At 43.8% G+C, this 25,924-nt stretch carries 13 protein-coding genes and 1 pseudogene; 12 read left to right on the plus strand and 2 right to left on the minus strand.

The annotated features are described in order from the left end of the window. Positions 1–248 precede the first annotated feature (248 nt). The 6 genes and pseudogenes from DQQ10_RS14760 (at position 249) to DQQ10_RS14785 (ending at position 13,093) form a co-directional block, all read left to right on the plus strand. Positions 249–8,129, plus strand: a complete 7,881-nt coding sequence (locus DQQ10_RS14760) for a S8 family serine peptidase (protein ID WP_112747657.1) — start codon at positions 249–251, stop codon at positions 8,127–8,129. A gap of 138 nt (positions 8,130–8,267) precedes the next feature. Next, positions 8,268–8,399 (plus strand): annotated as a pseudogene (locus tag DQQ10_RS28420) (KTSC domain-containing protein); the annotation flags it as partial. A 208-nt stretch (positions 8,400–8,607) separates the two neighbouring features. Continuing rightward, a complete protein-coding gene (locus DQQ10_RS14770; protein WP_112747659.1) occupies positions 8,608–10,050 on the plus strand; it encodes a M48 family metallopeptidase in 1,443 nt (480 codons plus the stop codon). A 93-nt stretch (positions 10,051–10,143) separates the two neighbouring features. Beyond that, a complete protein-coding gene (locus DQQ10_RS14775) occupies positions 10,144–11,589 on the plus strand; it encodes a M48 family metalloprotease (RefSeq protein ID WP_165823940.1) in 1,446 nt (481 codons plus the stop codon). A gap of 125 nt (positions 11,590–11,714) precedes the next feature. Then, entirely contained in the window at positions 11,715–12,194 is a 480-nt protein-coding gene (locus DQQ10_RS14780) for a hypothetical protein (RefSeq protein WP_112747660.1), read from the plus strand. A 122-nt stretch (positions 12,195–12,316) separates the two neighbouring features. Further along, a complete protein-coding gene (locus tag DQQ10_RS14785; protein ID WP_112747661.1) occupies positions 12,317–13,093 on the plus strand; it encodes a DNA-formamidopyrimidine glycosylase family protein in 777 nt (258 codons plus the stop codon). 8 nt (positions 13,094–13,101) lie between these two features. Here the strand turns inward: DQQ10_RS14785 and DQQ10_RS14790 are convergent, their stop codons facing one another. Both DQQ10_RS14790 and DQQ10_RS14795 read right to left on the minus strand, forming a co-directional pair. After that, on the minus strand, positions 13,102–13,329 hold the full coding sequence (locus tag DQQ10_RS14790) for a hypothetical protein (RefSeq protein ID WP_112747662.1): 228 nt from the start codon (positions 13,327–13,329) through the stop codon (positions 13,102–13,104). A gap of 18 nt (positions 13,330–13,347) precedes the next feature. Beyond that, positions 13,348–13,593 carry a hypothetical protein gene (locus DQQ10_RS14795; protein ID WP_112747663.1) on the minus strand — a complete coding sequence of 82 codons (246 nt, stop codon included), beginning with the start codon at positions 13,591–13,593 and terminating at the stop codon, positions 13,348–13,350. A gap of 441 nt (positions 13,594–14,034) precedes the next feature. Between DQQ10_RS14795 and DQQ10_RS14800 the strand changes: the two genes are divergently transcribed. The 6 genes from DQQ10_RS14800 to DQQ10_RS14825 all read left to right on the plus strand — a co-directional run bounded on the left by DQQ10_RS14800 (position 14,035) and on the right by DQQ10_RS14825 (position 25,804). After that, positions 14,035–16,824: a TonB-dependent receptor gene (locus DQQ10_RS14800; protein ID WP_112747664.1), complete on the plus strand. Its 2,790-nt coding sequence runs from the start codon at positions 14,035–14,037 to the stop codon at positions 16,822–16,824. A 64-nt stretch (positions 16,825–16,888) separates the two neighbouring features. After that, positions 16,889–17,932 (plus strand): phytase, encoded by a 1,044-nt coding sequence (locus DQQ10_RS14805; RefSeq protein WP_112747665.1) that lies wholly within the window; start codon positions 16,889–16,891, stop codon positions 17,930–17,932. 50 nt (positions 17,933–17,982) lie between these two features. Then, complete coding sequence (locus tag DQQ10_RS14810) at positions 17,983–19,356, plus strand: alkaline phosphatase PhoX (protein ID WP_112747666.1); 1,374 nt, start codon at positions 17,983–17,985, stop codon at positions 19,354–19,356. Positions 19,357–19,554: 198 nt separating this feature from the next. Then, a complete protein-coding gene (locus DQQ10_RS14815; RefSeq protein ID WP_112747667.1) occupies positions 19,555–21,948 on the plus strand; it encodes a serine hydrolase in 2,394 nt (797 codons plus the stop codon). A gap of 179 nt (positions 21,949–22,127) precedes the next feature. Continuing rightward, positions 22,128–22,496 (plus strand): tellurite resistance TerB family protein, encoded by a 369-nt coding sequence (locus DQQ10_RS14820; RefSeq protein WP_112747668.1) that lies wholly within the window; start codon positions 22,128–22,130, stop codon positions 22,494–22,496. Between the two features lie 101 nt (positions 22,497–22,597). Further along, positions 22,598–25,804 (plus strand): ligand-binding sensor domain-containing protein, encoded by a 3,207-nt coding sequence (locus DQQ10_RS14825; RefSeq protein ID WP_112747669.1) that lies wholly within the window; start codon positions 22,598–22,600, stop codon positions 25,802–25,804. Positions 25,805–25,924: the final 120 nt, after the last annotated feature.

The following is a 25,924-nucleotide window of genomic DNA, read 5'->3' on the forward strand; positions in this document are numbered from 1 at the left end:
GTGTTTTGAATATTTTTTGTTGCAACAGGCAAAAAAATAATTCATGCGCGGTAGGCTGCCTTAAAGTTTTTACTAATATTACCTTCACGTTACGATCGTTAGATAACAACCACTTGTGAGAGAGACCCGTGTCAATCGTAGCGTTCAATACCCAAATTAAAAGTTGTTTTGAAAGAGATTATTTGACGCAAGTTCGTCACCGAATTTGCCATGGCTTGTTTTTCATTAACCTAAAATAAAAATCCCTCATGGAAAATCACTACCTGTTTAGGCAGCGGATTCGATCCGCTATGGTCTGCCTATTGCTGTTTTCGATCTTTCTTGTTCACACAAGCTTTGCGCAGTCGCAGAGCGGATTCGACAAAGGTGTCGTGCGAATAAAAGTATCGGAAGCATTTGCGCAGCAAATTGAAAGCGCAAAAATTTCGCGCGATGCAAACAACAACTTGATTACGGGAATTCAATCACTTGATCAAGTGAACACACAATTCAAAGCGAAAGCGATTCGACGTGTGTTCCGCCCTGCTGGAAAATTCGAAGCAAAACATCGTCGTCACGGACTTCATCTTTGGTATGAAATTCAAATTGACCAAGCTGCTTCTGTTTTATCAGCGCTCAACGGTTACAAATCACATCCGCAGATACTTGTTTCCGAGCCATCTTATAAAAAGCACATTATTGGATCGGACAACAAGAACTTCGGACCCGTCGTCTTAAAGCAAAATCAAGTGGGCACATTGCCCGGTGCATCGAACGATCCGTTGCTGGGATCGCAATGGCACTACAACAATACAGGACAAACAGGAGGAACAGCGGGCGCGGATATTAGTTTGTTTCAAGCATGGGGCATTGAAACGGGACGTAGCGATGTCATTGTTGCTGTTACCGACGGTGGTGTTCAGGTTAATCACCCCGATCTAGCAGCAAACATGTGGGTTAACACAGATGAAATTCCCGGCAATAATCTTGACGACGACAACAACGGATATATTGATGACGTCAACGGATATGGTTTTGGAGATGATACTGGAGAAATTGCTCCGGACAATCACGGCACACACGTAGGAGGAACTATTGCTGCTGTTACAAATAATGGTATTGGTGTGGCTGGTGTCGCTGGAGGATCCGGCGCAGGCGATGGCGTACGCATTATGTCTTGTGCTGCCTTCGGAGGAACAAGTAACGGAGGCTTTGCCGATACTTATACATATGCTGCAGACAATGGCGCTGTTATTTCACAGAACAGCTGGGGTTACACAAATCCTGGTGCTTTTGAGCAAGCCGTTCTCGATGGTATCGACTACTTCATTGCTGAAGCAGGTCTCGATGAAAATGGTATACAAGTCGGCCCAATGAAAGGAGGGCTCGTCGTATTTGCTGCAGGCAATAGCGATTCCAACGAACAACACTACCCTGGTTATTACGACGCGAGTTTTGCAGTTTCTGGTTTGACACACAAAGATCAGAAAGCTTGGTATACAAATTATGGCGCTTGGGTAGAAGTTGCTGCACCTGGTGGAGAAACGAACAGTGTCGCACAACAAGGTGTGTTGAGTACATTGGCGAATAATCAATATGGATTTTTTCAAGGAACATCAATGGCTTGCCCACACGTCTCAGGCGTTGCAGCATTGATCATTTCTAAATACGGCGGCCCCGGATTCACGCCGGAGATCATCAAAAACAGATTAACCTCTACAGCTGAAAATGTAGATGCACTCAACCCAGGTTTTGAGGGCCTCCTTGGTATTGGAAGAATCAATGCTTTTGCAGCGCTACAAGAGGATGATGATGCTGCACCTTTAGCGATCACGAATCTTTCCGCTGATTCGGCAGAAATTACATCGCTTGTTGTGAGTTGGACCGCGCCAATCGACAGTGGATCAGGTGCTGCATTTGCATATGATCTGCGCTATTCAACAAGTCCAATCACAGAAGCAAATTTTGAATCTGCTACTGCATTTGAAGGTGAGCCTACACCGGGGGCGCCGGGTACTTTGCAACAAGTTGTTGTCAATGGCCTTGCACCGGGCACGTTGTACTACTTCGCCATTAAATCATCGGATTTCTTTGGTAATGTATCAACGATCTCAAACGTAGCAGAAGGCACAACGAACTTTACACCATCATTTGCTGTAACTCCCTCGTCGCTCACGGAGTCCCTTGTTACCAATCAGAAAAAAGATCGCCTGATCACCGTGAAAAACAACGGGGAAGGACCGCTGAATTTTTGGGCAGTGAACGGCACGCATGCAACGCTGTCTCCAAATGCGGGTACGGTTGCTGCACATGATTCAATCGCCGTGTCGGTTACATTAGATGCAATAGAATTACTCGCTGGCACTTACGATTCTGATGCAATATTTTTCACCAATGATCCAGCGCAGGACACCGTACATTATCCAATCACACTCCAGGTTACGAACAATGGTGCACCCATTGCATACCTTCCCGTAACAACGCTTGATTTTGATACGGTGTATCTCGTTGATTCGCCCAATGTACCTTATAGTGCAAGCCTCGATTTGATCAACAACGGATCAGATACCCTTGCTATTGATAGCGTAACATCAACAGATCCGAATTTCAAATTCATTACAGGAGAAGATCCGAAAGTAGCTCCGTTTGAAACATTCAAACTGAATTTTATTTATGAAACGGACAGTGTCGGAACATGGACAACAACGATCAAGTTATATACAAACGATCCTGTCAATTCACCCTTAACAATCGATGGTAGGGTAGTCGTAGTTCCTGCACCGGCGATTTCAGTTACGCCAGATTCACTGTATCAACAATTGAACACTGACAACACGGCGACGCAATCACTTACGATTACAAATACCGGCGGTACCGACTTACACTTTACAGCTGAAGTTAGTGCAGGCCAGGGCGTTGTTACATCCGTAGCTAAAACGGTAACGATACCAGCAAAATCATTATCAGCAAAATCAGCTGCTAGCAAAAACAATAGGCATACAACTACGGGCGCGCAATCCGTTCGCCTGAAGTCAGTATCGCAAAGTGCAGCGGTTACTACCGTACTCATCCTTTCACCGGATGACGACGTTACTGATCTTGAAACAATTCTGGATGGATTCGAGGACATTGAAGCAGATATCTATCCGCAATCTCAACTGCCATCATTCAGCGCTGCAGCGATTGCTGAATATCCGATTGTCATCACGACTAACAATACAAAATGGTTAGAAAATGGCGGCGTAGATCCAGTGCAGATTGGTGATGAGTTAGCAAATTATATTGATAACGGCGGAAAAGTGATTTCGAACGAATTCAATTACTCTTACGATGATTGGAAACTTTCAGGCCGTTTTATTGATGGGCAATACGGACCATTCACACCGTCAACTACAGATGCCAATATTACAACTACGTTAGGTACAATACTTCAACCAAGCCATCCTGTAATCGCTGGTGTTGCTACGTTGAATTACGCGGGCTTCGTTCAGAATGTTGGACTTGCGCCAGGTGCTGTAGCGATAGCAAACTGGGCAAATGGAGAACTCTTTGTTGCGGCTAATAGCAATGTAGTTGCACTAAATTTATTGCCAAGTTTAGGAAATGGTGGCGCGCTACAATGGAGCGGCGATCTTCCTACGCTTTATCAAAATGCGATTCACTTCCTTTCCGGTCCTGGCTTTGTGAGCGTTACGCCTGAAAGCGGAACAGTAGCCGCGGGGGGTGCACTCGACCTTACAGTAACATTTGATGCAACAGGACTCGATGCCGGTCATTATCGCGCGTCAATTGACCTTGCTACAAATGTACCAGGAGCAGAACTTGTCCAAGTGCCTGCTATCCTCGATGTACTCGGACCAGAATTCACGGTATCACCAGATTCAATTTATGCTGAAGCAGAAAAAGGTGAAACGACTACCGAAACATTCACGCTAAGCAATAACGGTTTTGGAGATTTCGAATATGAAATCAGTGTGGTGGATAAGGGCGTGTCGTCAGTGTCGGTCAAAAAGGTTGCGCCGGTAAAGGCGGCCAGAATTGCAACGCCAAAACGTACACAAGCCACAAACGCCCGTGTTAAAATCGACATCGATGGTACAAAGGCAATGACGATTGGAAATGTTGCCAACGCGCGAAGCGCTTCAACCCAGCTATCGGTTGATCAGTATGCAACAGACTTCGAGAACTTCACAGAAGGTGACATTACTGGTCAAGACGGATGGGCAGGTGAATGGGGTAATTGGACAATTGAGTCAATAAACCCATCAAGTGCCGCACAACACTTTAGAGGCCTGGCTGACGGATTTGGTTTATCTCGTGCATTCTCACCCGAAGTTGCAATCGGATCCGAGGAAAAATCAAGCGCAACAATGAAAGTGAACATTGCCGGACAGGGTGTAACCTGGCAAATCTCTCCGCAATCTCCTTCAGCAGGATTTATCAATACAAGAATTCAATTTAATCCTGACGGCAGCGCAAGTGCAATGACCGACGATGGATCTGGTTCGCCGGTATTCGCGCCAATATCAGCCGAAGTCCCTACTGGATATTTCGACCTTACCATAGAAGTTGAACGCGCCACATCGAAATTCAAAGTTTACTTCAATACAACCGTTGTGTTTGAAGGACTTGGTTTCGCAGGCGACATCGAACAAGTTGTCATACTTTCGTTGATGGAAATCGCGGGGCCTACTTTCGATGTCGACGATATGAAAATTATTGACGGCACCAGAGACTTCGCACCATCCTATATTAGCGTAGCGCCGAATGTGGGTACACTGGGCGCCGGAGAATCCGTAGAAGTAACGGTTACATTTGATGCGTCAGAACTTGAGTTTGGTACGTATAGCTCCGCCGTAGTCGTGAATATTGCTGACGAGGAATTAACCTTACCAACAACATTCCGCGTGTTTGGAGAACCCGCTATTGCTGTAGATCCAACGGTGCTTCAAGCATCTGTAGCTTACAAAGAGGATACCGTATTAACATTCGATGTGAAGAACACGGGCGGTAATCCATTGGATTATAGTTTACAAGTTATTGGCGCCGATACTGACATCAAGAAACTTGCGAAATCACCAGTAAGTAAATTTGCTTCTACAAAAGAGCTTTCACGCACAGCTAGTAAAGTTGCTAAAGACATAAGCGCGTCACGCGAGTCAGCCAAACAGAAACCTGTATTGGAAATCCGTACTGGTCTGCCACTCTTTACAGAGAATTTTGAAGACGCGACATTCCCACCATCGGACTGGAGCGTAGTCGACAATGCAGGCAGTGGTGTTACTTGGAATTTCGCGAGCGCATGGGGCGAGGGAAATTATTCCGGAACTGGCGAAGCGGCAACTGCGAGTAGCGATGCTGCCGGTGAATTTGAGTTCGATACGGAATTGATTTCACCTTGGATCGATGCTGCAGGTTACAAAAACATCGCACTTCAGTATAACGCGAACTATCAGAATTATGCGAATCGTGATTTCTTGAATCTCGACATTCAAGTAGCAGGAGCATCGGAATGGACCAATGTACTTAGCTGGAATGAAGATCATGGATCGCTCCGTGGTACTGAAAGTGAATTTGTGAGTCTTGAACTCGATGAGTTCTTGGCAGGCGCTACATCGTTCCGTGTACGCTGGCACTACTTTGATCCACAAGACGGTGACTTCGATTGGTACGCACAAATCGATGATATCGCCATCCTCGGTGATGCACGTGCTTGGCTTTCGGTGACACCTGCGTCGGGATCAGTTCCAGTAAGAGGAACAGAAACAATCAATGCACTGTTTAACGCCGAAGATATCGAACCTGGTTTCTATGTTGCAGGAGTTCTTGTTCGCAGCAATGCCAGCAACTCACCGCTCGTGGGAATCGTAGCGTCGCTCGATGTTCTTAGACCTTCCGCAATCAACGTTGAACCTGATGATTTAAAGCAGAAGCTCTTTGTTGGTGAAGTCGCCACACAAATTATTAAGGTCTCTAACCAAGGCGAAAGTCCTTTGAAGTTTGCACTTGAAGCAGCTTCTAGTGCTGGAGCACCAGAGGAAGCAAAAGCAAGGATCGTGTCGAAGGATACCCGCATTACACCGACACAAACAAAGATTGCAGACACAGATAGTCGCGCTATCACAAACGGTGCACGTAAGTTGGCAACAACAGAATTGTATGGCACAGGTTTCGAAGAATTTGCAACCGGCAACATCAATGGTCAATTAGACTGGGCGGGACAATTCGGAAACTGGACAGTAGAAGCCGAGAAACCAGCGTTTGGCGCGCAACACTTTAGAGGCGTAGCAGATGGTTTCGGTCAGTCTCTCGCATTCTCTCCAGAAGTTACCATTGGAACGGAAGCCATTTCCTCTACTACTTTAAAAGTTAATATCGACGGTAGCGGTGTTACATGGCAAGTGATCCCACAATCACCGAGTGCAAGTCTGGTGAATACGAGATTTGAAATCAGTCCAAATGGTTCCATGAGAACCCTTGTTGATACCCTCGGCGGAACATATGAAACGGTTCCGGGTACATGGCCTTCGGGATACACCGACCTCAGAATTGATGTTGTGAGAGCAACGAAGGTATTCACGATCTATATCAACAATGCACCAGTGTTTACGGGTAAAGCATTCGCGGGTGATATCGAACAAGTTGTTATTCTTTCTCTCATGGAAGAAGCTGGTCCAACGATTGATATCGACAACCTTGCTATCCTTGACGGAACGCCTGCTGCACCGTGGTTAACCGTTACACCATTATCAGGCACAGTTGCTGGTGGATCTTCGCTCGACCTTGCTGTAACGTTTAACGCACAAGATCTTGACGCTGGTAACTATGCAGATACGTTGAATATTGCCAGCAACGACCCAGCTACACCTTGGGTTCAAGTTCCAGTGTTCTTAACCGTAGATTCAAACACGCCACCGGTGTTAGCGCCGATTCCAGCGTTGACCGTACTCGAAAAGGAAATCGCACAAGTGACAATCTCCGCAACTGACGAAGATGATTCTCTGGTAACCATTACGATCGATGGAGCGCCAGCATTCGTAACGGCTGCATCCTCTGGAAATGGCACCGCTACATATGACATCAAACCAACAGTTGGTGACGCCGGTGAGTATCATATCATCGTGACAGCAACAGACGCTCGTGGCGCTATCGATATCGATACGTTGCATCTGTCAGTACTCGAGTTTGCCGTGAAGAGCTTTAGTGTTGTAAACATCAAGACAGGCCAAGTGATTGCGACATTTACGGATGAAGTAACCTTGAACCGCGCTGATGCGAACTTCAATGATCTCAATATCCGCGCAAACGCATCTCCACTTACAGTGGGTAGTGTGAAATTTAAAGTCAATGGATCGCAGAAGAATATTGACAATACGTATGAGTACTTCCTGAAGACAAACTATTTGTCTGGACTCGGCGTGGGACAATATACTTTGTTCGGCGAACCATTCACATCAGCGTATGGTCATGGTCAACGTGGTATTGCTAAAACAGCGATTGTAAAAATCATCAACGCATCGACCGTGGTTACACACTTCAGCTTGGTGAATACTTCGACCGGTGTTGTTGTTCAAGACTTTAGCGACAGTATTACCATAGACGCTAGCCGTTCAGATTTCGCACAATTGAACATCAGAGCACACACCGCGCCGAACGTTGTAGGGAGTGTGAAATTTAAGATCGATGGCACACAGCGTAACATTGACAATACGCTTACCTATGACCTAAAATCTCAGGCTTTACAAACGCTCGCGACAGGCACGCATACATTGCTCGGCGAACCGTGGACACAGAATTTCGGTCAAGGCCAACGCGGACTCGGTAAAACAGCAACCGTTAGCATTGTGAATGGTGGTGCTGGCGCAAGAGTCGCGCAGGGATTCAACGCTGAAACGACTGAACTTTCAATCTTCCCAGTGCCAGTGACAGATCAATTGACGATCGACGTAGCAGGCAAGAAAATAGAAGGAGACGTTGAGCTCGTGTTAGTGAACACCCTTGGACAATTGATTCATCGCGTGAAGGTATCCGCGGATCAAATCCAGGGATATCAAATTAACACAAATACATTAGGTATGGTTAGTGGTGTATACTATCTGAAACTTCAGAGTGTAAACTACCGCCAGACTAAACGGTTTAACAAGAAGTAAAGACCCACTTACGCTGTTAAAGCCGAAGGGTGAGGAGAGATCCTCGCCCTTTTTTTGTTAGTAGTAAAATCATAAAAGTTTTCTCAAACTGAGTTTCAACCTGGCACCGGTTTTTAGATACTTGCTCAAACAAGTGCTATGCAACGCGAACCTTTATCATCTCCAAATATTATTTCTGTGGGCTACGACGAAGAAGAGTTAATCTTAGAGGTAGAATTTGACCACGGCGAAATCCACGACTATCTAGGCGTTCCCTCCGAGAAGCATACTGCACTTATGAGCGCCGAATCTCCAGACAGCTACTTTAGTCATAACATACGTGGCATGTATGAATACAGATCCCGGCAAGAAGATCGATCACCGTCAGCAGAGCGTCAGTAACAAAGCTTACACAGGCACAGCAACAATGAATGTATGGGGCCAACGTTAAAGTATAGCTAATTTCGCTATTTTTAACGCGGGCATCAGTTTCATCCCAATGATTGCACTTATTCACAACGTATCCTTGACGATGTTCATTGCGCTGTTTTGCTTCGCCTCAAGCCATGCGCAGGTAGTAAATGACTATACTCCTCGAAAGACATACGATAAAAATTCGAAAGCATTAATCAATTCGATACTACAGCAGTTACCGGAAGAACTTGATCGTATCAAGTCTCGAAAAAGAGGAGAGATCACACAATTCTACATAGAACGCACTGCATACCTAACTGAAAAAGTAGAAGAGGGTGTGTTCATTGACGACGATACACTTCAAACACTGGTGCAATCGGTACTGCGCCGAATCACGTCCAACAACCACGTCAAACATCCGCCAAAGCGAATATTAATTCTCAAAAACCCGGATGTGAATGCATTCTGTCACTTGGATGGAAGTTTTATCGTGAATGTGGGACTGCTAGGTCGTATAAGAAATGAAAGTGGACTGGCTTTTGCAATCGCCCATGAAATGGCTCACTTCGAGCTAGATCACATTAGAAAACGTATCACGCAGTATGTCGAGAATAGTGAGTCGAGGGCTATCAAACGAAGTATGTCTACACTGGAAAATGATAAAGTGACGATACAAGAAATAGATTCTGTCAGAAAATTCATTTATACCTTCGGACGATACAGCAGAGCGCGGGAAAAAGAGGCAGATTCCTTGGGTTTTGTACTTTTTAAAAATGCTGGATATAACCAAGATCAGGCCGCTACTTTACTTGCCCTTTTGGATTCTGGAACATATTTAAAACATCGGATTGCCGACGGACTATTCAGTTCACTAAATTTCTCAAAATTTCCTTTTAAAAGTTTTTGGCTGACACAACGACCACGCGTTTTTAGCAAAAAGCATTCGAATACCTATATCTTTTCTAATGACTCAATCGATTCCCATCCCGATGCACTCATGCGCAGGTCGATACTGCACGAACGCGTCACGAATCATGACCGCCCGTTGAACATTCAACAAACAGCTTTTGTGAACAAAGCCATCACGATTGCAGAATTCGAATCCATTGAAAGTGCATACCACAATCGCTTGTATGATCGATGCCTGTTTCTCGCGTTGCAGCAATTTAATCTCTATCCAAAGAATAAGTATCTCGTCACTACAATAGCAAAAGTGTTTATCGATTTGTTAGAAGCTCATGAAAAAGGAATATTCAATTTTGTGGTCCCGGCATACACGGGAAACTATAGTGAAGAGATGCGTCAGGTGAATAATTTCGTTCACAACATTTCTGTGGAAGAGCTCGGTGAGGTTGCCTTTAATTTCTTAAACAACCAAACGAATTTTGATCCGAATAAATCTGACCACTATTATCTTCTTTGGAAGATCTGCGATCTCACACGTAGAATGCAGGTGAAGGAGAAAGTAAAAGAACGCTATCGCGCAAAATTTGATTCGAAAGACGCGAAGTACAATCTCATACGATAATACTTTCAGCTAAATAGCACGCGGCTGGATCATAAACCTATCCGTTCGTCTTTCGGGTATGACTTTTTCTTACCAATTGGTAAAAGTATACCCATGTCAAGTCTAAGAATAAAAGGGCACGCTTGCCTGCTAGTAGTCGTCGGCCTCATCGTGAACTCCTGCGCAAAAAATCCTGTGACCGGAAGAAATGATTTGATGCTCATGTCTGAGAACCAGGAGATCGCTACAGGAAAACAATCGGATCCTGAAATCAAAGCATTTTTTGGTGTCTATGAAGACGCGCGTTTGCAAAAATTCATTCAAGAGAAAGGCGAACAAATGGCGGCAATATCACACCGAAAAAATCTTGATTTTCAATTTCAGATCGTTGATTCACCGGTTGTCAACGCATTCGCCGTCCCCGGTGGCTACGTATATTTCACGCGTGGTATTATGGCGCACTTCAACAACGAAGCAGAGTTCGCTGGCGTACTTGGACATGAAATTGGGCACATCACAGCACGGCATTCGGCGAAGCAATACAGTCGGGCAATGCTTGCTCAAGTTGGACTTATCGCCGGCACCGTGATCTCCGATGATTTCGCACGCTATGCTGACATCGCGCAGACCGGTGTTAGCTTACTGTTTCTAAAATTCGGACGCGACGCAGAAAGTCAATCTGACAATTTAGGCGTTCAGTATTCTACAGCTATCGGCTACGACGCGAAGGAGATGGCGACATTTTTCCAAACGTTAGATCGATTGCAGAAAAAGTCCGGCGCAGAAGTTCCCGACTTCCTTTCTACTCATCCTAACCCTGGTGACCGTGAGCGAAAAGTTTCGAAGGCAGCGGAAAGTGCGCAAAAGAAAACACCCAAAGCAAATCTGAAAGTTGGACGCGATAGCTATTTAAAAATGATCGATGGACTTATCTATGGAGAGGATCCCAAGCAAGGCTTTGCAGAAGGTGGTGTATTTTATCATCCAGTTCTAAAATTTCAGTTTCCGATTCCTCGACAATGGAATTTGGAGAATACGCCACAACAAGTTCAAATGGCTGCTAGCGACGGGGGTGCTGTGCTAATCATGACAATAGCCGGCGGTAATAATCTGGAACAGGCTGCAAATTCTGTGATTCAAAAATACCAGCTTAACATAGTAGAGTCCGGCAAGCGAACCATTAACGGTATGCCCGCAGTGGAGATGGTTGCAGATCAGCAGCAGGAGGGCCAAGCGATAAGGACCTATGTAACCTTAATTGACTACAGCGGCAGTATCTACTTGTTCATTGGCGCTTCCCAACGTCAGCAGTTCGATGCATACGCGCCAATATTGCAATCGACCATCCGAAATTTTGATGTATTGACTGATCGCGACAAGTTGAATCGTCAACCCGAACGAATTCGTATCAAAACCATTCCACGCAACGAATCATTTGCACAAGCGATGCGCGACTTTTCTGTAAGCGAGAAGCGGATTCAAGAGACTGCTATTCTCAATGGCATGTCGCTGGAGGAACCTTTAGAGAAAGGAACGCTCATCAAGATTATAGAGCAGTAGATTAAAATGTGTATGTGATTCCACAGGCCGAAGACTTAGATAGGCGAGTTTGTCGACAAAGAAATTGGCACTGCCTTTTAATCGAACACTACCAGAGAGTCCAACCAACGAACGGATAGTGTAAGATGAAAACAAAAAAAGAAATGATCTCGCGTGGTATAATGATCGCAACGCTTTGCTTGACCGTAAGTTTTAATACAATAGCACAAGTCACTTGTTCACGTGAACGCGTGGGTGAAATTAAACTGATTGCATCAACCGCTGAATACTTGTCTATTCAAGATTCTATTCAAAGTTTAGCATATGACCTGTATTTGATTTCAGAGTCATACCCCAATTACAAATATGTACACCATACAAATGACTTGGGGATGATTACAGCCGTATCTGTGGTCGGCATTGCTGATGTAGAGGTTGCGAACAAGGCGGCGACCAATTTGATAATACTTGAGGTGTTAGGAGAAAAAGTGCGCACCGTCGATGCGGCATTTCTACCGCAGAGCAGACCCGCACCTGGCATGCTCACGAAACAGGAAGCAGCAGCACACAAACCTTCGCCACCACGCATGAAAAATAAACAAGATGTTATTGTAAGCAGTTTTTAAAAGACTGCTTTCGATGTACAGGCCGATGCAGGAAATCTGCGTCGGCTTTTTTTATGTTTAGTTATTCAATTGTGCGTCCATCAATTTTTTGCTTTCTTACGCAGTCATTAAAATGTACGGTTATGCCAGAACTTCCCGACTTACAAGTTTTTAGTCAAAATCTCACCAAGCTTCTTAAAGGTAAGACCGTAAAAAAGGTCGACGTGATAAAAGACGTGAAGCTAAATGTTTCCACTAAGGAACTAAAAAAGGCACTTGAAGATCAGAAGATCACATCCATTAGCCGTGTAGGAAAGGAACTCCATTTCACCTTCGGTAATAAAACTGTATTAGGACTACACTTGATGCTTCGTGGCAAGTTGAACACTTTTGAAGAAAAGAACACAGCGAAGTTTCCGATCATCGAACTCCTCTTCACTGACAACACAGGCATCGCGATGAGTGACTTCCAAGGACAAGCAACACCAACGTTGAACCCGGAAGATAAAGATGCACCGGATGCGATGTCGGATGAAGTGAACTATGGCTTCTTAAAAACGAAGCTTAATAAGAGTAAGGCAGCGGTCAAGAATGTTTTACTCGATCAACATGTCATTCGCGGCATCGGCAATGCGTATGCTGATGAAATACTTTACGTCGCAGGAATTTCTCCGTTCTCAACATCGAACAACATCCCCGATGCAGCCATCAAGAAACTTGACAAAGCAATTAAGTCGGTGCTGACAAACGCCGAGAAAGCAATTTTGAAATCCAATCCTGATATTATTAGCGGTGAAGTGCGCGATTTTCTTGCAATCCACAACGCAAAGAAAAAGGAGAGTCCGACAGGCGGTAAGATTATTCAGTCAACTGCCGGGGGACGAAAGACCTATTACACAGAGGAGCAAGAACAATATTAGCCCTCGCATTACACGTAGAATTCCATTTGAAAGTCCGTTTCATTTCCGCCGGCCTGTAAAGGCTTTAGCGCGATGATTTGCGTTTCGTTATACGCTTTAATGAATTCAGATCTGCTGATGCGCTGTTTACTGTGACCGGGTTTGATTTTATGGTATTGCATCCTTCCCGACTTGTTGGCGGTAGCGCTGTAGACCCAGCTACATTGAATTGGAATGGGGGAGGGGATGTATCGCATAAAGTGCGCATTTACATCTTAATATGTGCGTAAAAATTCTTTATGAATAATCGTGTTTTGCTGCGCATTATACTGCGCTAACAACGCATATGCGACACCAGGAACATAATTGAAATGTTTCTGATACTCTTCAATCTTCATGCAAAGCTCGCGAATGTAGAACCTGATCTGATCAAGGTTCCTGCAATCTGTTGGCCGCTCAAAATTCTTCGAGGCAAAGACTTTAAGCTCCATTTCCAAAGACTTCTTTTCAAATTCACTCATACGCTGTGTACTTATACACAATGATAATTCATTTTTTTAACAAAATACAAGTTTTATTGTGCAAATTTTCACGCCAAAATGATGTATATCGGTCGAGGTTGATTTGTTTTATTCACTGAATTACAAGGACTTAAGCCAATTCAATGAACTTTTGTAATAAGGATTACATCGGATTTATTGCACATTTGGTTTGTGCAGAATTGTACAGCATCCGCATTTCATAATCTCATTGAAATGTTTCTGTATAATCATGTTGACTTGCAACACTTTAAGAGTGTGTTTATTCAATGCTACTTCATGCTGTGATAACATTGCCAGGCATGGCGTCACAATCTCTTCATGAATTCATAACCCGTTTGTTTTCCGCTGCTGCTCGCAAAGAAGAATTTTTGCGGCATGGTTGAGTTTCCAATTGCTCAACATCAAAACCTAACTCACACTATGCGGAAAAATCTACTTCTTAAAATTTCGTTACTCTTGAGCGTCACAGTAGCGTTCATCGTTGCCCCGATCGTAAATGCTACCGCCGTTGAAAAACACGCAGTTACCGGCGCAATTGTTGGACGTGTTCTGGATGAATCGGGACTGGCGCTTCCAGGCGCGAACATCTTGGTTAAGGAACTCAATGTCGGTACTACCACTGATGTGAACGGAGACTTTATCTTGATCGACCTTACAGATGGCGACTACACACTCCAAGTTTCATTCATTGGTTATACTCCCGTTGACCAGAACGTCAGAATCGAATCGTCAGTAATTACGCCAGTGATTATCACGCTCAACAGTGGACTAACCATGGACGGTGAAGTCGTCGTTTTGGGCGATCGATTGAAAGGCCAAGCTAAGGCATTAAGTCAGCAATACGCAGCCAACAACATTACCAATATCGTCGCAGCAGATCAGATCGGAAGATTTCCAGATTCAAACATCGGTGATGCCATGAAGCGCATACCGGGCATAACAATGCAATACGACCAAGGGGAAGCACGCTTCGGAATTATTCGTGGCACTGCACCGGCGTTAAATTCGTACATGGTGAACGGCGAACGAGTTCCATCAGCAGAGGGTGACACGCGTTCGGTTCAGTTAGATTTAATTCCAGCTGACATGATTCAAACCATAGAAGTTAATAAAGCGATTACACCCGACATGGATGCTGACGCTATCGGAGGATCTGTAAACCTCGTCACACGTTCCGCGCCTTCAGGATTACGCATCTCAGGCACAGCGGCTGCGGGCTATGGATTGATTAGACAAAATCCAATTGGTTCAGGAAGCCTTGTCATTGGTAATAGATTTTTTGCCGACAAGCTCGGGATTATCGTATCTGGCTCTTATTACAATAACAAATTTGGATCTGACAACGTCGAAGCGACTTGGGAACAAGACGACGACGGAAATATGTTCGTCGAAGAAATTGAAGTTCGCAAGTACGATGTACAACGCGTGCGTCGTAGTGTTTCCGCAGCATTTGATTTTAAACTTGCGCCGAATCACACACTTTTTTTGAAAGGACTTTATAATCACCGTGATGATTGGGAAAATCGATATAGACTTCGCTACCGCGATTTAGAATATCAAGCGGATGAAAGCGCCGAGCTTACCGGCGTGACGATTGTGAGAGAAACAAAGGGAGGTGGAGACGATCGTGGTAAGGATGCACGTCTCGAAGATCAACGCACCGGCAATGTAAGCCTTTCCGGTGAGCACATCTTTGGGAAAGTAAAAACAACTTGGTCGGCTACGCTTGCAAAAGCTTCGGAAGAAAGACCCGACGAGCGTTACATCGCGTGGGAAACAGAGGACGTTACCGGTGTTGTTGATATCGGTAATCCTAGAAAACCAAACTTCACACCAACAAGTGACGTGTCACCTTCAGCATATGCACTCAACGACATCTCAACCGAAGACCAATACACAGAAGAGAAGGATCGAAACTTCAAGCTGAATTTTACAATCCCACTCAATAGCGGTTATGATAAAGACGTTATTAAGTTCGGAGGAAGACTGCGTTTGAAAGAAAAGTACAGGAACAACAAGTTTTGGTCTGCAGAACCAGATTTTGAAAGTATGGGTGAGTACCCAGTTGTGGACCAGACGAGCTCGGATTTTCAGGCTGGAAATTATAACGTTGGTCCCTTTACGACGGCCAACTACCTTGGCAGCTTAGATCTAAGAAATCCAAACTTATTTGAGTTAGAAGCCGGAGAAGAGGGCATTGTTGAGAATTTTAACGCTGAAGAAAATATCAGTGGCGGTTATGCTATGATTGATAAGACGATCGGAAAACAACTTTCGTTCGTAGCTGGTCTAAGGATTGAGCATACTGACATCAACTACCAGGGTTTCGTTTTTTCTGACGGGGAAATTCAGCAGGCAACTGGCTCCGACAATTACACCAATGTATTTCCGAGTGTGCACGCGCGGTTCAACGCAACCGATGATTTGATCATCCGCGCGGCATGGACCAATTCCCTGGCGCGTCCTAACTATTATGATCTCGTTCCTTATCGTCTCGTGGAAAATACAGATGAATTCCTTGGCATTGGAAATCCTAAGTTAAAGCCAACGCAGTCGATGAATTTAGATTTGATGGGTGAAAAATATTTTGAAAGCGTTGGTATCATCTCTGCCGGTGGTTTCTACAAAAAACTTACAGACATCATCTACACCTATGGGGTCGACGATTACATGGATGACGACGGCAATACCTTCGAAAGATTTGAGCAACCGCGTAACGGTGGTGGTGCCGATATCGTGGGTTTTGAAGTTGCATTACAACGTCAGCTAACATTTTTACCAGGCATCTGGAAAGGTATCGGTGTCTATGCGAACTACACGTTCACAAAATCGGAAGCCGAAGAAATTCCCGGGCGTGAAGGTGAAGAACTCGGATTACCCGGCACCGCAAAAAACATGTTGAATACCTCGCTGTCATTCGAATCGAAGAAGCTTGTATTACGCTTATCTCTTAACTACACCAGCGACTACGTTGATGAACTTGGAGAAAAGTCATCCAAGGATCGCTACTACGACAAACAAACTTTCCTCGACTTCAATGGCTCTTATACAGTGGCTCCAAAATGGAGGATTTTCGCAGAAGCAAACAATTTGACAAATCAACCGCTTCGCTACTATCAAGGTGTTCAAGCTAGAACTGCGCAATTGGAATACTACCGTCAGCGATTTACACTGGGTGTGAAATTCGATCTTTTCGATACTAAAGAATAATTGGTTGTTGGGTAACAAGGCCTGTCTGTGGTGGACAGGTCTTTCATTTTTTTAATTCGACCACATGAAAACAAAATATATCATGATTGCGCTTCTGTCAGCAGTGGGATGTAAGCAGTCAACGTCTACAGACAACACAACGATTATAAAACCGGCGATCATTACAGAACCTGTACTTAACGATAGTGATGATCCCGCTATCTGGATTAATAAAGAAAATTTATCCGAGAGTTTAATCATTGGAACTGACAAGGGGGGTGATCAAGGAGAAGGCGCGCTTTATGTTTTCAACCTTGAAGGCAAAATTCTCAAAGACAAAACATTTCCTATTAAACGTGCGAACAATGTCGACATCGCTTACCATGTTAAACTTGGTAACCAATTCGTAGACATTGCTATCTGTACGGAACGAAATACGAACTCCATTCGCGTCTTTAGCCTGCCTGACCTCAGGCCCATTGACAATGGTGGTATTGCAGTGTTTGAAGGAGATTCGTTACGCGCACCCATGGGAATTTCGTTGTATCAAACCCAAGGCACTACGTATGCCATCGTCGGAAGAAAGAATGGAACCAGTGGCACATATCTTTGGCAATATGAGTTACAAGACAGCAGCGGTTTTATCACGGGAAAAGTTGTTCGAAAATTTGGTAATTACAGTGGTAGAAAAGAAATTGAATCAATCGCCGTTGATCATGAGCTCGGGTATGTGTACTATTCAGATGAAGGTGTTGGCGTTCGAAAATATTATGCGCACCCCGACAGTAGCAATATTGAGTTAGCACTCTTTGCAACGACAGGTTTCGCGGCCGATCATGAAGGCATTTCAATTTATCAACTAACGGACAGCACAGGATATATTCTCGTTTCAGATCAACAAGCAAATCATTTTAAAGTGTTCACGCGCGAAGGAACTAATGGCAATCCGCATCAACATGCGTTGATCAAATCACTAGCCTTGTCGACAACAGAGAGTGATGGGAGCGAGGTTACAAGCATTGCTCTACCTGGTTTTGCTCACGGCTTATTTGTGGCGATGTGCGACGACAAGACGTTTCAGATCTATCGCTGGGAAGATTTGGCAGGTGGCGATTTAAAATCGCGGTGAATCAGATGTTTGAAAATCGTATCCTTGTAGCGCACTAACTAAAAATCACTATGCAATCACGAAGACGTTTTATCAAGAATAGCGGTATTGCTACTTTAGGTTTTTTAGGACTTCAACAATGGGCGTATGGCCTGCACGCTGAAACACCTGCAGCTGATGTTGGCTATGGGCCGTTGCTGCAGGATCCAAAGGGTATTATCGATCTTCCAAAAGGCTTTTCCTATAAGATCATTTCAAAGCAAGGCGATAAAATGTCTGATGGATTATTTGTTCCAGGACGTCCTGATGGTATGGGTACGTTTGCCGGTGCTGCAGGAAAGGTGATCGTGATTCGTAATCACGAAAATGACCCAGATAAATTGAAGTATGGCGCATTTGGAAATCAAAACGAACTATTACCAAATGTCGACATCACTAAATTTTACGATGCGGGAAAGAAGAAATATCCATCGCTAGGCGGTACAACGACCTTCATTTATAATCCTAAAACGCAACAGGTTGAGCAGTCATTCTTAAGTCTCGCTGGAACATCGCGGAATTGTGCCGGTGGACCAACGCCGTGGAAAAGTTGGCTCACGTGTGAAGAAACGACCGAAAAAATTGGTGGTTACGATGGATACGCAGAGCGAGATCATGGTTTTGTATTCGACGTACCTGCTACAGAAAAAATTCAGCTTGCGGCACCAACACCCATCAAAGCAATGGGGAGGTTTAATCATGAGGCCGTTGCCGTCGATCCGAAAACGGGTATCGTTTATTTGACAGAAGATATGGGTGACGGCGCAATCTATCGCTTCATCCCAACATCACCTGGAAACCTCTTGCAAGGAGGTCGATTGCAAGCGTTGGCGATTATTGGACAAAAAAGTTGTGACACACGAAACTGGAAATCAAATACGACATCATTTCCGATTGGAAAGACGTTTCAAACTTCGTGGGTCGATTTAGAGGACGTCGAATCTCCCAATGACGATCTACGCTATCAAGCTTATGAAAAAGGTGCGGCACGATTTGCTCGCGGAGAAGGCATGTGGTTCGGAAACAACGAAGTTTACTTTGCATGTACCAATGGCGGAAAGGAAATGAATGGCCAGATCTTTCGCTATAGACCAGGCTTGAATGAAGGGGATGGAAGCAAAGGTGGTGCGCTTGATCTTTTCATTGAAACACCAGATAAAGATGCGTTACAGAATTGCGACAACCTTACCGTCGCGCCATGGGGAGATGTTTTCTTCTGCGAAGATCATCATCATGCAAGGTTAATTGGTGTAACCCCAAGCGGTCAGTTGTATAAGTTTGGAGAAAACGTTGGCTATAAATCAGAATTTGCCGGTGGCGTATTTTCTCCCGATGGCAGTGTGTATTTCGTAAACATTCAAGATCCCGGACTCACCATCGCGATTACAGGCCCCTGGAAGCGATAACATCAGATCGACTTACCTTCGCCTATTGCGCACAAGTTCCCATCGCCAGTGTGATCATTTTTTTTAATGCTGTAATTTTCGGCAAGAATATTCGACTACTTCTTCGTAACTTTTTGGAATAGTATTTGTGTAGACCGAAACGTTGTTGTTGGCTAGTTCAATACGTTATATTCATTTTTAAATCCCCTTTCAACCATCATGAAAAATTTCACTATCCACAAGAGTTTCCTTATGGTCGTCGCATTGCTGATGATCGTCGAGGTCAGCATCGCACAAAAGAAGAAAGACAAGTCGCCATCCAAGGTCATTCTTACCTACAATGAGAAGAGCTTCGGTTCCTTCATGAAAGCGTGGTCAATCTTAGGACCACTTCCCGTGAAAGAAGGAACGGCAAATCCTGATGATGAAACACAACGGAAGTTTTTTGAGGAAGACATGATCCCAACCGTTGGATTAAAAGACGGAAGGCCATTGCCAAGCTTTCAGCATAATGGAAAAACACTCACATGGACTCCTTATGTCTCTCAAGACGACGTTGTAGAATTGGACGTCGTGTATCCGAATACGGACTATGCAGCTGTCTACGCCTGGGCTGAAATTACAAGTGAAGCCGAACGTCAAGTTTTTTTCGGTGTTGGCAGTGATGATGGAATTAAAATCTGGCACAACGAAAAACTCATCCATAACAATTGGATACCCCGCGGCATTACGAAAGACCAAGACTTGGTTGCCGTTAAACTTGTAAAAGGAAGTAATCGCATCCTTCTAAAAGTTCAAGATTTTCAACAAGGATGGGGCTATGCTGTTCGGGTGATGGACAACACCGCATTATCTGAAAAGCTAGTACAAGCTGCACGCAATGGTCAACTCGATGACATTAAGGTACTGATTGAGGCCGGTGTCGATGTTAATGGAAAAGACAAGAATGGTATCACAGCTTACGAAGCAGCAAAAATAGCTGGACGTGATGAGGCGGTTGCAGCTCTTACGGCAAAAGGCGCGCAACAGAAAGTCATGTTAACCGGTGAGCAGCTTGTTGATGCGACCTATAGTCATCTTGCAAAAAAACCTTCACCCGCTACAGTCGTATTGGTTTCACAGAACGGTAAGATTTTATTCCAAAAAGCATACGGCCTAGCCGACGTCGCTAAAAAAACACCTGCAACCCTAACAACTAAATTTCGCATTGGATCGATCACGAAACAGTTTACAGCGTCTGCTATTTTGAAATTGCAAGAAGAAGGAAAGATTAGTGTGAACGACAAGCTCTCCAAATTCTTTCCTGATTTTCCGCGGGCCCACGAAGTAACGATTCATCACCTGCTTACGCATACATCGGGAATTCACAGTTACACGGGTAAATCAGATTTCCTAGATCACGTAACAAAACCTATATCCAACGATGCCTTGCTTGCATACTTCAAAAATGATCCTTATGATTTTAATCCAGGTGATGAATACAGGTATAACAATTCAGGTTACTTTCTATTAGGTTATATCGTTGAAAAAGTGTCCGGCAAAACTTTTGCACAATACCTCGATGATACATTCTTTAAACCACTCGGCATGAAGAATACAGGAATTCACAGCGCTACGCTGAAACTTACTGAAGAGGCGAATGGTCATCAACCGGAAGGTGACGGTTACAAACTTGCTATGAATTGGGATATGTCATGGGCTGGTGGTGCTGGGGCTTTATATTCTACCGTAGGCGACCTTAACCTATGGAACGACGCGCTATTCGGCGGCAAAGTTCTAAAACCGGAGAGTATGAAAGCAGCATTCACCTCGGTTGTGCTCAACAATGGACGAACACCGGATTCCGGAAAATATGGTTATGGATGGGGAATCGCAGAATATCGTGGCACTGAATCTATCGGACACAGCGGCGGACTTCACGGATTCATCTCGCAACTATCACGTCTTCCTGCGCATAACCTCACCGTTGTAATTCTCACCAACACATCGCCTCCCGTTTCCGAATTTAATCCCAGTGTAATTGCTGAATATTTTATTTGGGATAAACTAGGTAAACAAAGTTCGTTTGCGCAGTCCGCATCCACGGGTGATGTTAAAGCTTATGAAGGACGTTACGATTTTGGTAATGGCGCCGTAATGATCATCACATCGAAAGACAACAATTTATTTGCTCAACTGAGTGGTCAACCCAACTTTCCGATTTTTCCACAAGGACAAGATGATTATTTCTGGAAGGTGGTACCAGCGCGAATTAAATTTGTCCGCAACGAAAAGGGAGAAGTTACACATGGTGATTTCGAGCAGAACGGTCAAAAATTAAAAGTCAACAAGTTAAAAGAAGAGACTATCGTGAAAGTAGATCCTGCGATATGGAAGAAGTATGAGGGCAAGTACAAATTTCAAGACCTGATCATCACGATTTCGACCAGTGACGGCAAGCTTCTCGCGCAAGCAACGAATCAGCCAACTTTTGAATTATTACCGGTCTCAGAACTCGACTATGTAGTAAGAGAATTAAATGCCAAACTTTCCTTCGTAAAATCAGAAGAAAAGATCTCACATATTGTTATCGATATGGGAGGGCGCAAATCTGATGCTTTGAGAATGGAGTAGCAATGGCCTATTTTTTAGGAACAAAGAATCCCTGCCAGAACCAGGGATTCTTTTTTTTGCTTTCTCGCAGCCAGAAACGCCCCATATCCGTGCCGTTGTAATTCAATGGCATTTCCATTTTAAAAGTTTTTAACGCTAATATTTATCATTATATTCGATACTGTTAAAAATCCTGACCAATGACCTTAGACCCAATTAAACTCGAACACTTCAGAAATTTAGTGTCGCTTATTGCAGCCGACGGAAAAATTGAAGACGTTGAACGTGTGGCGCTTTCAAAGATCGCATACGAGCGCGGTATCCCGTTAGATCGTTTTACAGTTATGCTTGACAAAGCCGACGAATACAAATATCTAATACCGCAAAATCATCATGATCGCGAAAAACAATTGCAAGAGATGATTGAGGTTGCATTGATCGACGGATATTTTGCACCTGCTGAATTGGAATTAATCACAATGGTTTCCGAAAAACTAGGCGTAGAAAAAACAAGACTCCACGATCTCATTAAAAGCTATCAACCATCCCCGAATGGGCACAGTGTGTGATGTGTGATCAAAAAAAATCCCTCCCTCAAAACTTTCTTTCTCTCTTTTGAACATCATATCAATTTTTATCAAGTATATTTCTCGTCCTAAACCACAGGAGTATGTACTCCTTCCAAAAAGAAATATTCTTTTTCATCCTATGCACTCTATTCTTGAATGCAACTAAGCTCTATTCCCAAGAGCGAGATATTAAGTTTCATCATATCACAGTAGACGAAGGCCTCTCCAGTAACACAGTCAATTGTATTATTCGCGACAGTCGTGGTTTTATTTGGATTGCTAGCGAGAATGGCGTGGGGCGTTACGATGGTTATTCGTTCACCAACTTTCGGCAAGAGAATGATTCCATTACCATCAGCTCGAACATCACGTACGTGATCTTTGAAGACGCTGAAGAACAATTGTGGGTTGGTTCAGAACGTGGATTAGATCTTTACAATCGTGAATTGGATCGTTTTGATAAACATTTTTTTCAGGGCATTCCCGTACGCGCCATATATCAAGATAGAAAAAAACAATTGTGGGTCGGAAGTGACGACGGCCTTTATCTTTTTGACAATGGGAAATTCATCAAGCCATTTAAAGAGATTTTCAATGCGAAAGATTTTATCTACAACACGATACCTTCAATAATCGAAGATCGTCAAGGCAACCTTTGGATAGGCTCGTCGAATGGCGCATACTTATACGAACACAAAACAAAAACCATAAAACATTTTTTGCATTCCAATACTGAGGCACATTCACTCAGTGAAAATAGCACTCGAAAAATTGTTGAAGATAAAAAAGGTCGCATCTGGATTTCAACGTACGGCGGAGGATTAAATCTCTATCAACCGACTACCAATGACTTTAAAGTATTCAAATACGACAGGAGAGATCCAAGAGGAATATCAAGTGACCTCATCCCAACACTTTGGGTAAACGAAGATGGTCGACTATGGATCGGTACTGATGGAAGAGGGATCGATATTTTCGATCCGGAGACAAATACTTTTCACCACGTGGTTCACTCGCCTTATAACTCTAAGAGTCTTAATAACAATGTCATTCGATCAATTAGTAGCGACAAACGCGGCGGTGTTTGGGTTGGCACTTATAATGGTGGTGTTAATTTTTTCAATCAAAATGCAGAGGCATTCTTTCATTACAAAGTGCCAACTATTAACGGCAATAGTTCGATTACCTCATTTGCAGAAGAAAGAAATGGAAATCTGTGGATAGGAACCGATGGCGGCGGGCTTTGTTACTTCAATCGCGTTACAGGTCAATTCGAGAATTATTACCACGAAGAACACAACGTAAACAGTCTTAGCGACAACCGTGTATTATCGTTATTGCTCGATGACGCCGGTACACTTTGGATCGGGACCTACCTTGGCGGCATCTCTCGCTATTTTCCTAAGCAACGGAAATTCATTCGGTATAAAGCTGGAGACGGCTCGGGATTAAGCGACAACATTATTTGGACCCTACTATTGGATCACAAGCGAAGAATTCTTGCGGGCACGAATTGGGGGCTGAACATTTTTGATTCCGAAAAACAAAAGTTCACGTACTTGGACATCAACAATTCTAATCTTAGTAATAATATGATTAGAAGTTTATACGAAGACGACAAACAACGACTGTGGATTGGAACGCAAGCAGGGCTTAATCTACTAGAGAAACCTTACAGCGCATTTGCTGTGATCAAAAGTGATCAGCAACAAGAAAAAGGCTTGAGTAATCATTGGATACGCACCATAAACCAAGATCATGCAGGAAATATTTGGATCGGAACGTTTTCTGGCGGTTTAAATCTCTTCGATGAAGCGTCATCGACATTTCAATCGTTCAGTGAAAGGGATGGTTTGCCTGATAATATTATTTCTGGAATTCTTGGCGACAACAATAACAACTTATGGGTTAGCACGGGTCGAGGGTTAGCATGCATGAATGGAAATAATAAAACCTTCAAGAGCTATACGGTTAGCGATGGGTTACAAGATTATCAATTCAACATTAACGCGTGTTTTAAGACCCAACGCGGCGAGTTTCTATTCGGTGGGAACAACGGTTTTACATTGTTTGTACCGGAAGTAATCAACCAAGTAGATAGCAACCAATATCCGCCGCAAGTAGCCTTTACTGGATTCAAAATATTCAATAAAGAAGTTGTGCCGGGCGGAGAAGGATCGCCATTGAAAATGCAGGTCAACGAGACTGAAAACATTTCGCTCGACTATGATCAGTCCATGTTGACGTTCGAATTTGCTGCACTTAACTTCATTCAACCAGAAAAGAATCAATACGCCTATCGGCTTCATGGCTTTGAAGACGAATGGAATGTTGTTGGCAACCAACGTTCTGCAACGTATACGAATTTAGATCCAGGTAAATACACCTTTCAAGTACGCGCTTCGAATAACGACGGTGTTTGGAACAACGAGGGTACATTACTCAAAATAACAATTCGACCGCCGTTCTGGGGAACATGGTGGTTCAAAACGTTCTTAGCACTGTTGGGTTTCACGGTAGCGCTCACGATCCTCAACATTATTCGTAAGCGTATCAGAGAAAAGATTAAAATCAATAAGCTCATCGCTGAACTTGAATTAAAGGCGCTTATTGCACAAATGAACCCGCATTTCATTTTCAATTGCTTGACATCGATTCAGGAATTGATCGTCGTTGATAAGCAAGAAGAAGCGATGCATTACCTTCATCAGTTCTCAAAACTGCTCCGAACAGTTTTACAATCATCTGACAAAAACTACATTCCACTAGATGAAGAACTCACGCTGCTTGAACTTTATTTAGAGCTGGAGTCGATGCGCTTTGACAAAGAATTTCACTATAAAATCAATGTAGACGATGCTATCGATACAGAAGAGATAGTGATTCCTTCCTTTCTACTTCAACCATTTGTTGAAAATGCGTTGTGGCATGGATTGATGCATAAAAAGGGCGACCGCAATCTTTCTGTTTCTTTTAGACTCGAAAGTGAGAGCATTTTATTGTGTACAATCAACGATAACGGTATTGGTCGAGAAGTGGCATCGAAGATCAAGAAACAACGCGTGAAAACATATCAGTCGATGGGCATCAAGATTATCCGGGAAAGGATGTCATTGATGAAAAAGCAAGATGCAGCATTTGACTTGAGGATCATTGACGAAAAGGACCCGCAGGGCAATGCAGCCGGAACAACTGTTATTGTGAGATTACCGCTCAAGGTATCGCCAGAAGTCAAAGCCGCAGAAATCGAACTTGATGCACTTTCCCGCGAAACGCAAATTTCGCTACAAGATCGCAAGACACCATAGCAAACAGCAATGTGTATTTGTCGTACACGTACCACTTAAACACATCAACATTCGTCAGTACATCATCACTACATCACCAGGCAAACACATCACGAACACATCATAGCGAAGTTGCAATGA

Origin of the sequence: Pseudochryseolinea flava (genome assembly GCF_003286915.1) — a bacterium.
In the GTDB taxonomy this organism is placed as follows: Bacteria; Bacteroidota; Bacteroidia; order Cytophagales; family Cyclobacteriaceae; genus Ohtaekwangia; species Ohtaekwangia flava.

Coding starts and splice junctions, on each gene's coding strand:
- DQQ10_RS14760 (WP_112747657.1), top strand. CDS start 249: ATGGAAAATCACTACCTGTTTAGGCAGCGGATTCGATCCGCTATGGTC.
- DQQ10_RS14770 (WP_112747659.1), top strand. CDS start 8,608: ATGATTGCACTTATTCACAACGTATCCTTGACGATGTTCATTGCGCTG.
- DQQ10_RS14775 (WP_165823940.1), top strand. CDS start 10,144: ATGTCAAGTCTAAGAATAAAAGGGCACGCTTGCCTGCTAGTAGTCGTC.
- DQQ10_RS14780 (WP_112747660.1), top strand. CDS start 11,715: ATGAAAACAAAAAAAGAAATGATCTCGCGTGGTATAATGATCGCAACG.
- DQQ10_RS14785 (WP_112747661.1), top strand. CDS start 12,317: ATGCCAGAACTTCCCGACTTACAAGTTTTTAGTCAAAATCTCACCAAG.
- DQQ10_RS14790 (WP_112747662.1), bottom strand. CDS start 13,329: ATGCGATACATCCCCTCCCCCATTCCAATTCAATGTAGCTGGGTCTAC.
- DQQ10_RS14795 (WP_112747663.1), bottom strand. CDS start 13,593: ATGAGTGAATTTGAAAAGAAGTCTTTGGAAATGGAGCTTAAAGTCTTT.
- DQQ10_RS14800 (WP_112747664.1), top strand. CDS start 14,035: ATGCGGAAAAATCTACTTCTTAAAATTTCGTTACTCTTGAGCGTCACA.
- DQQ10_RS14805 (WP_112747665.1), top strand. CDS start 16,889: ATGAAAACAAAATATATCATGATTGCGCTTCTGTCAGCAGTGGGATGT.
- DQQ10_RS14810 (WP_112747666.1), top strand. CDS start 17,983: ATGCAATCACGAAGACGTTTTATCAAGAATAGCGGTATTGCTACTTTA.
- DQQ10_RS14815 (WP_112747667.1), top strand. CDS start 19,555: ATGAAAAATTTCACTATCCACAAGAGTTTCCTTATGGTCGTCGCATTG.
- DQQ10_RS14820 (WP_112747668.1), top strand. CDS start 22,128: ATGACCTTAGACCCAATTAAACTCGAACACTTCAGAAATTTAGTGTCG.
- DQQ10_RS14825 (WP_112747669.1), top strand. CDS start 22,598: ATGTACTCCTTCCAAAAAGAAATATTCTTTTTCATCCTATGCACTCTA.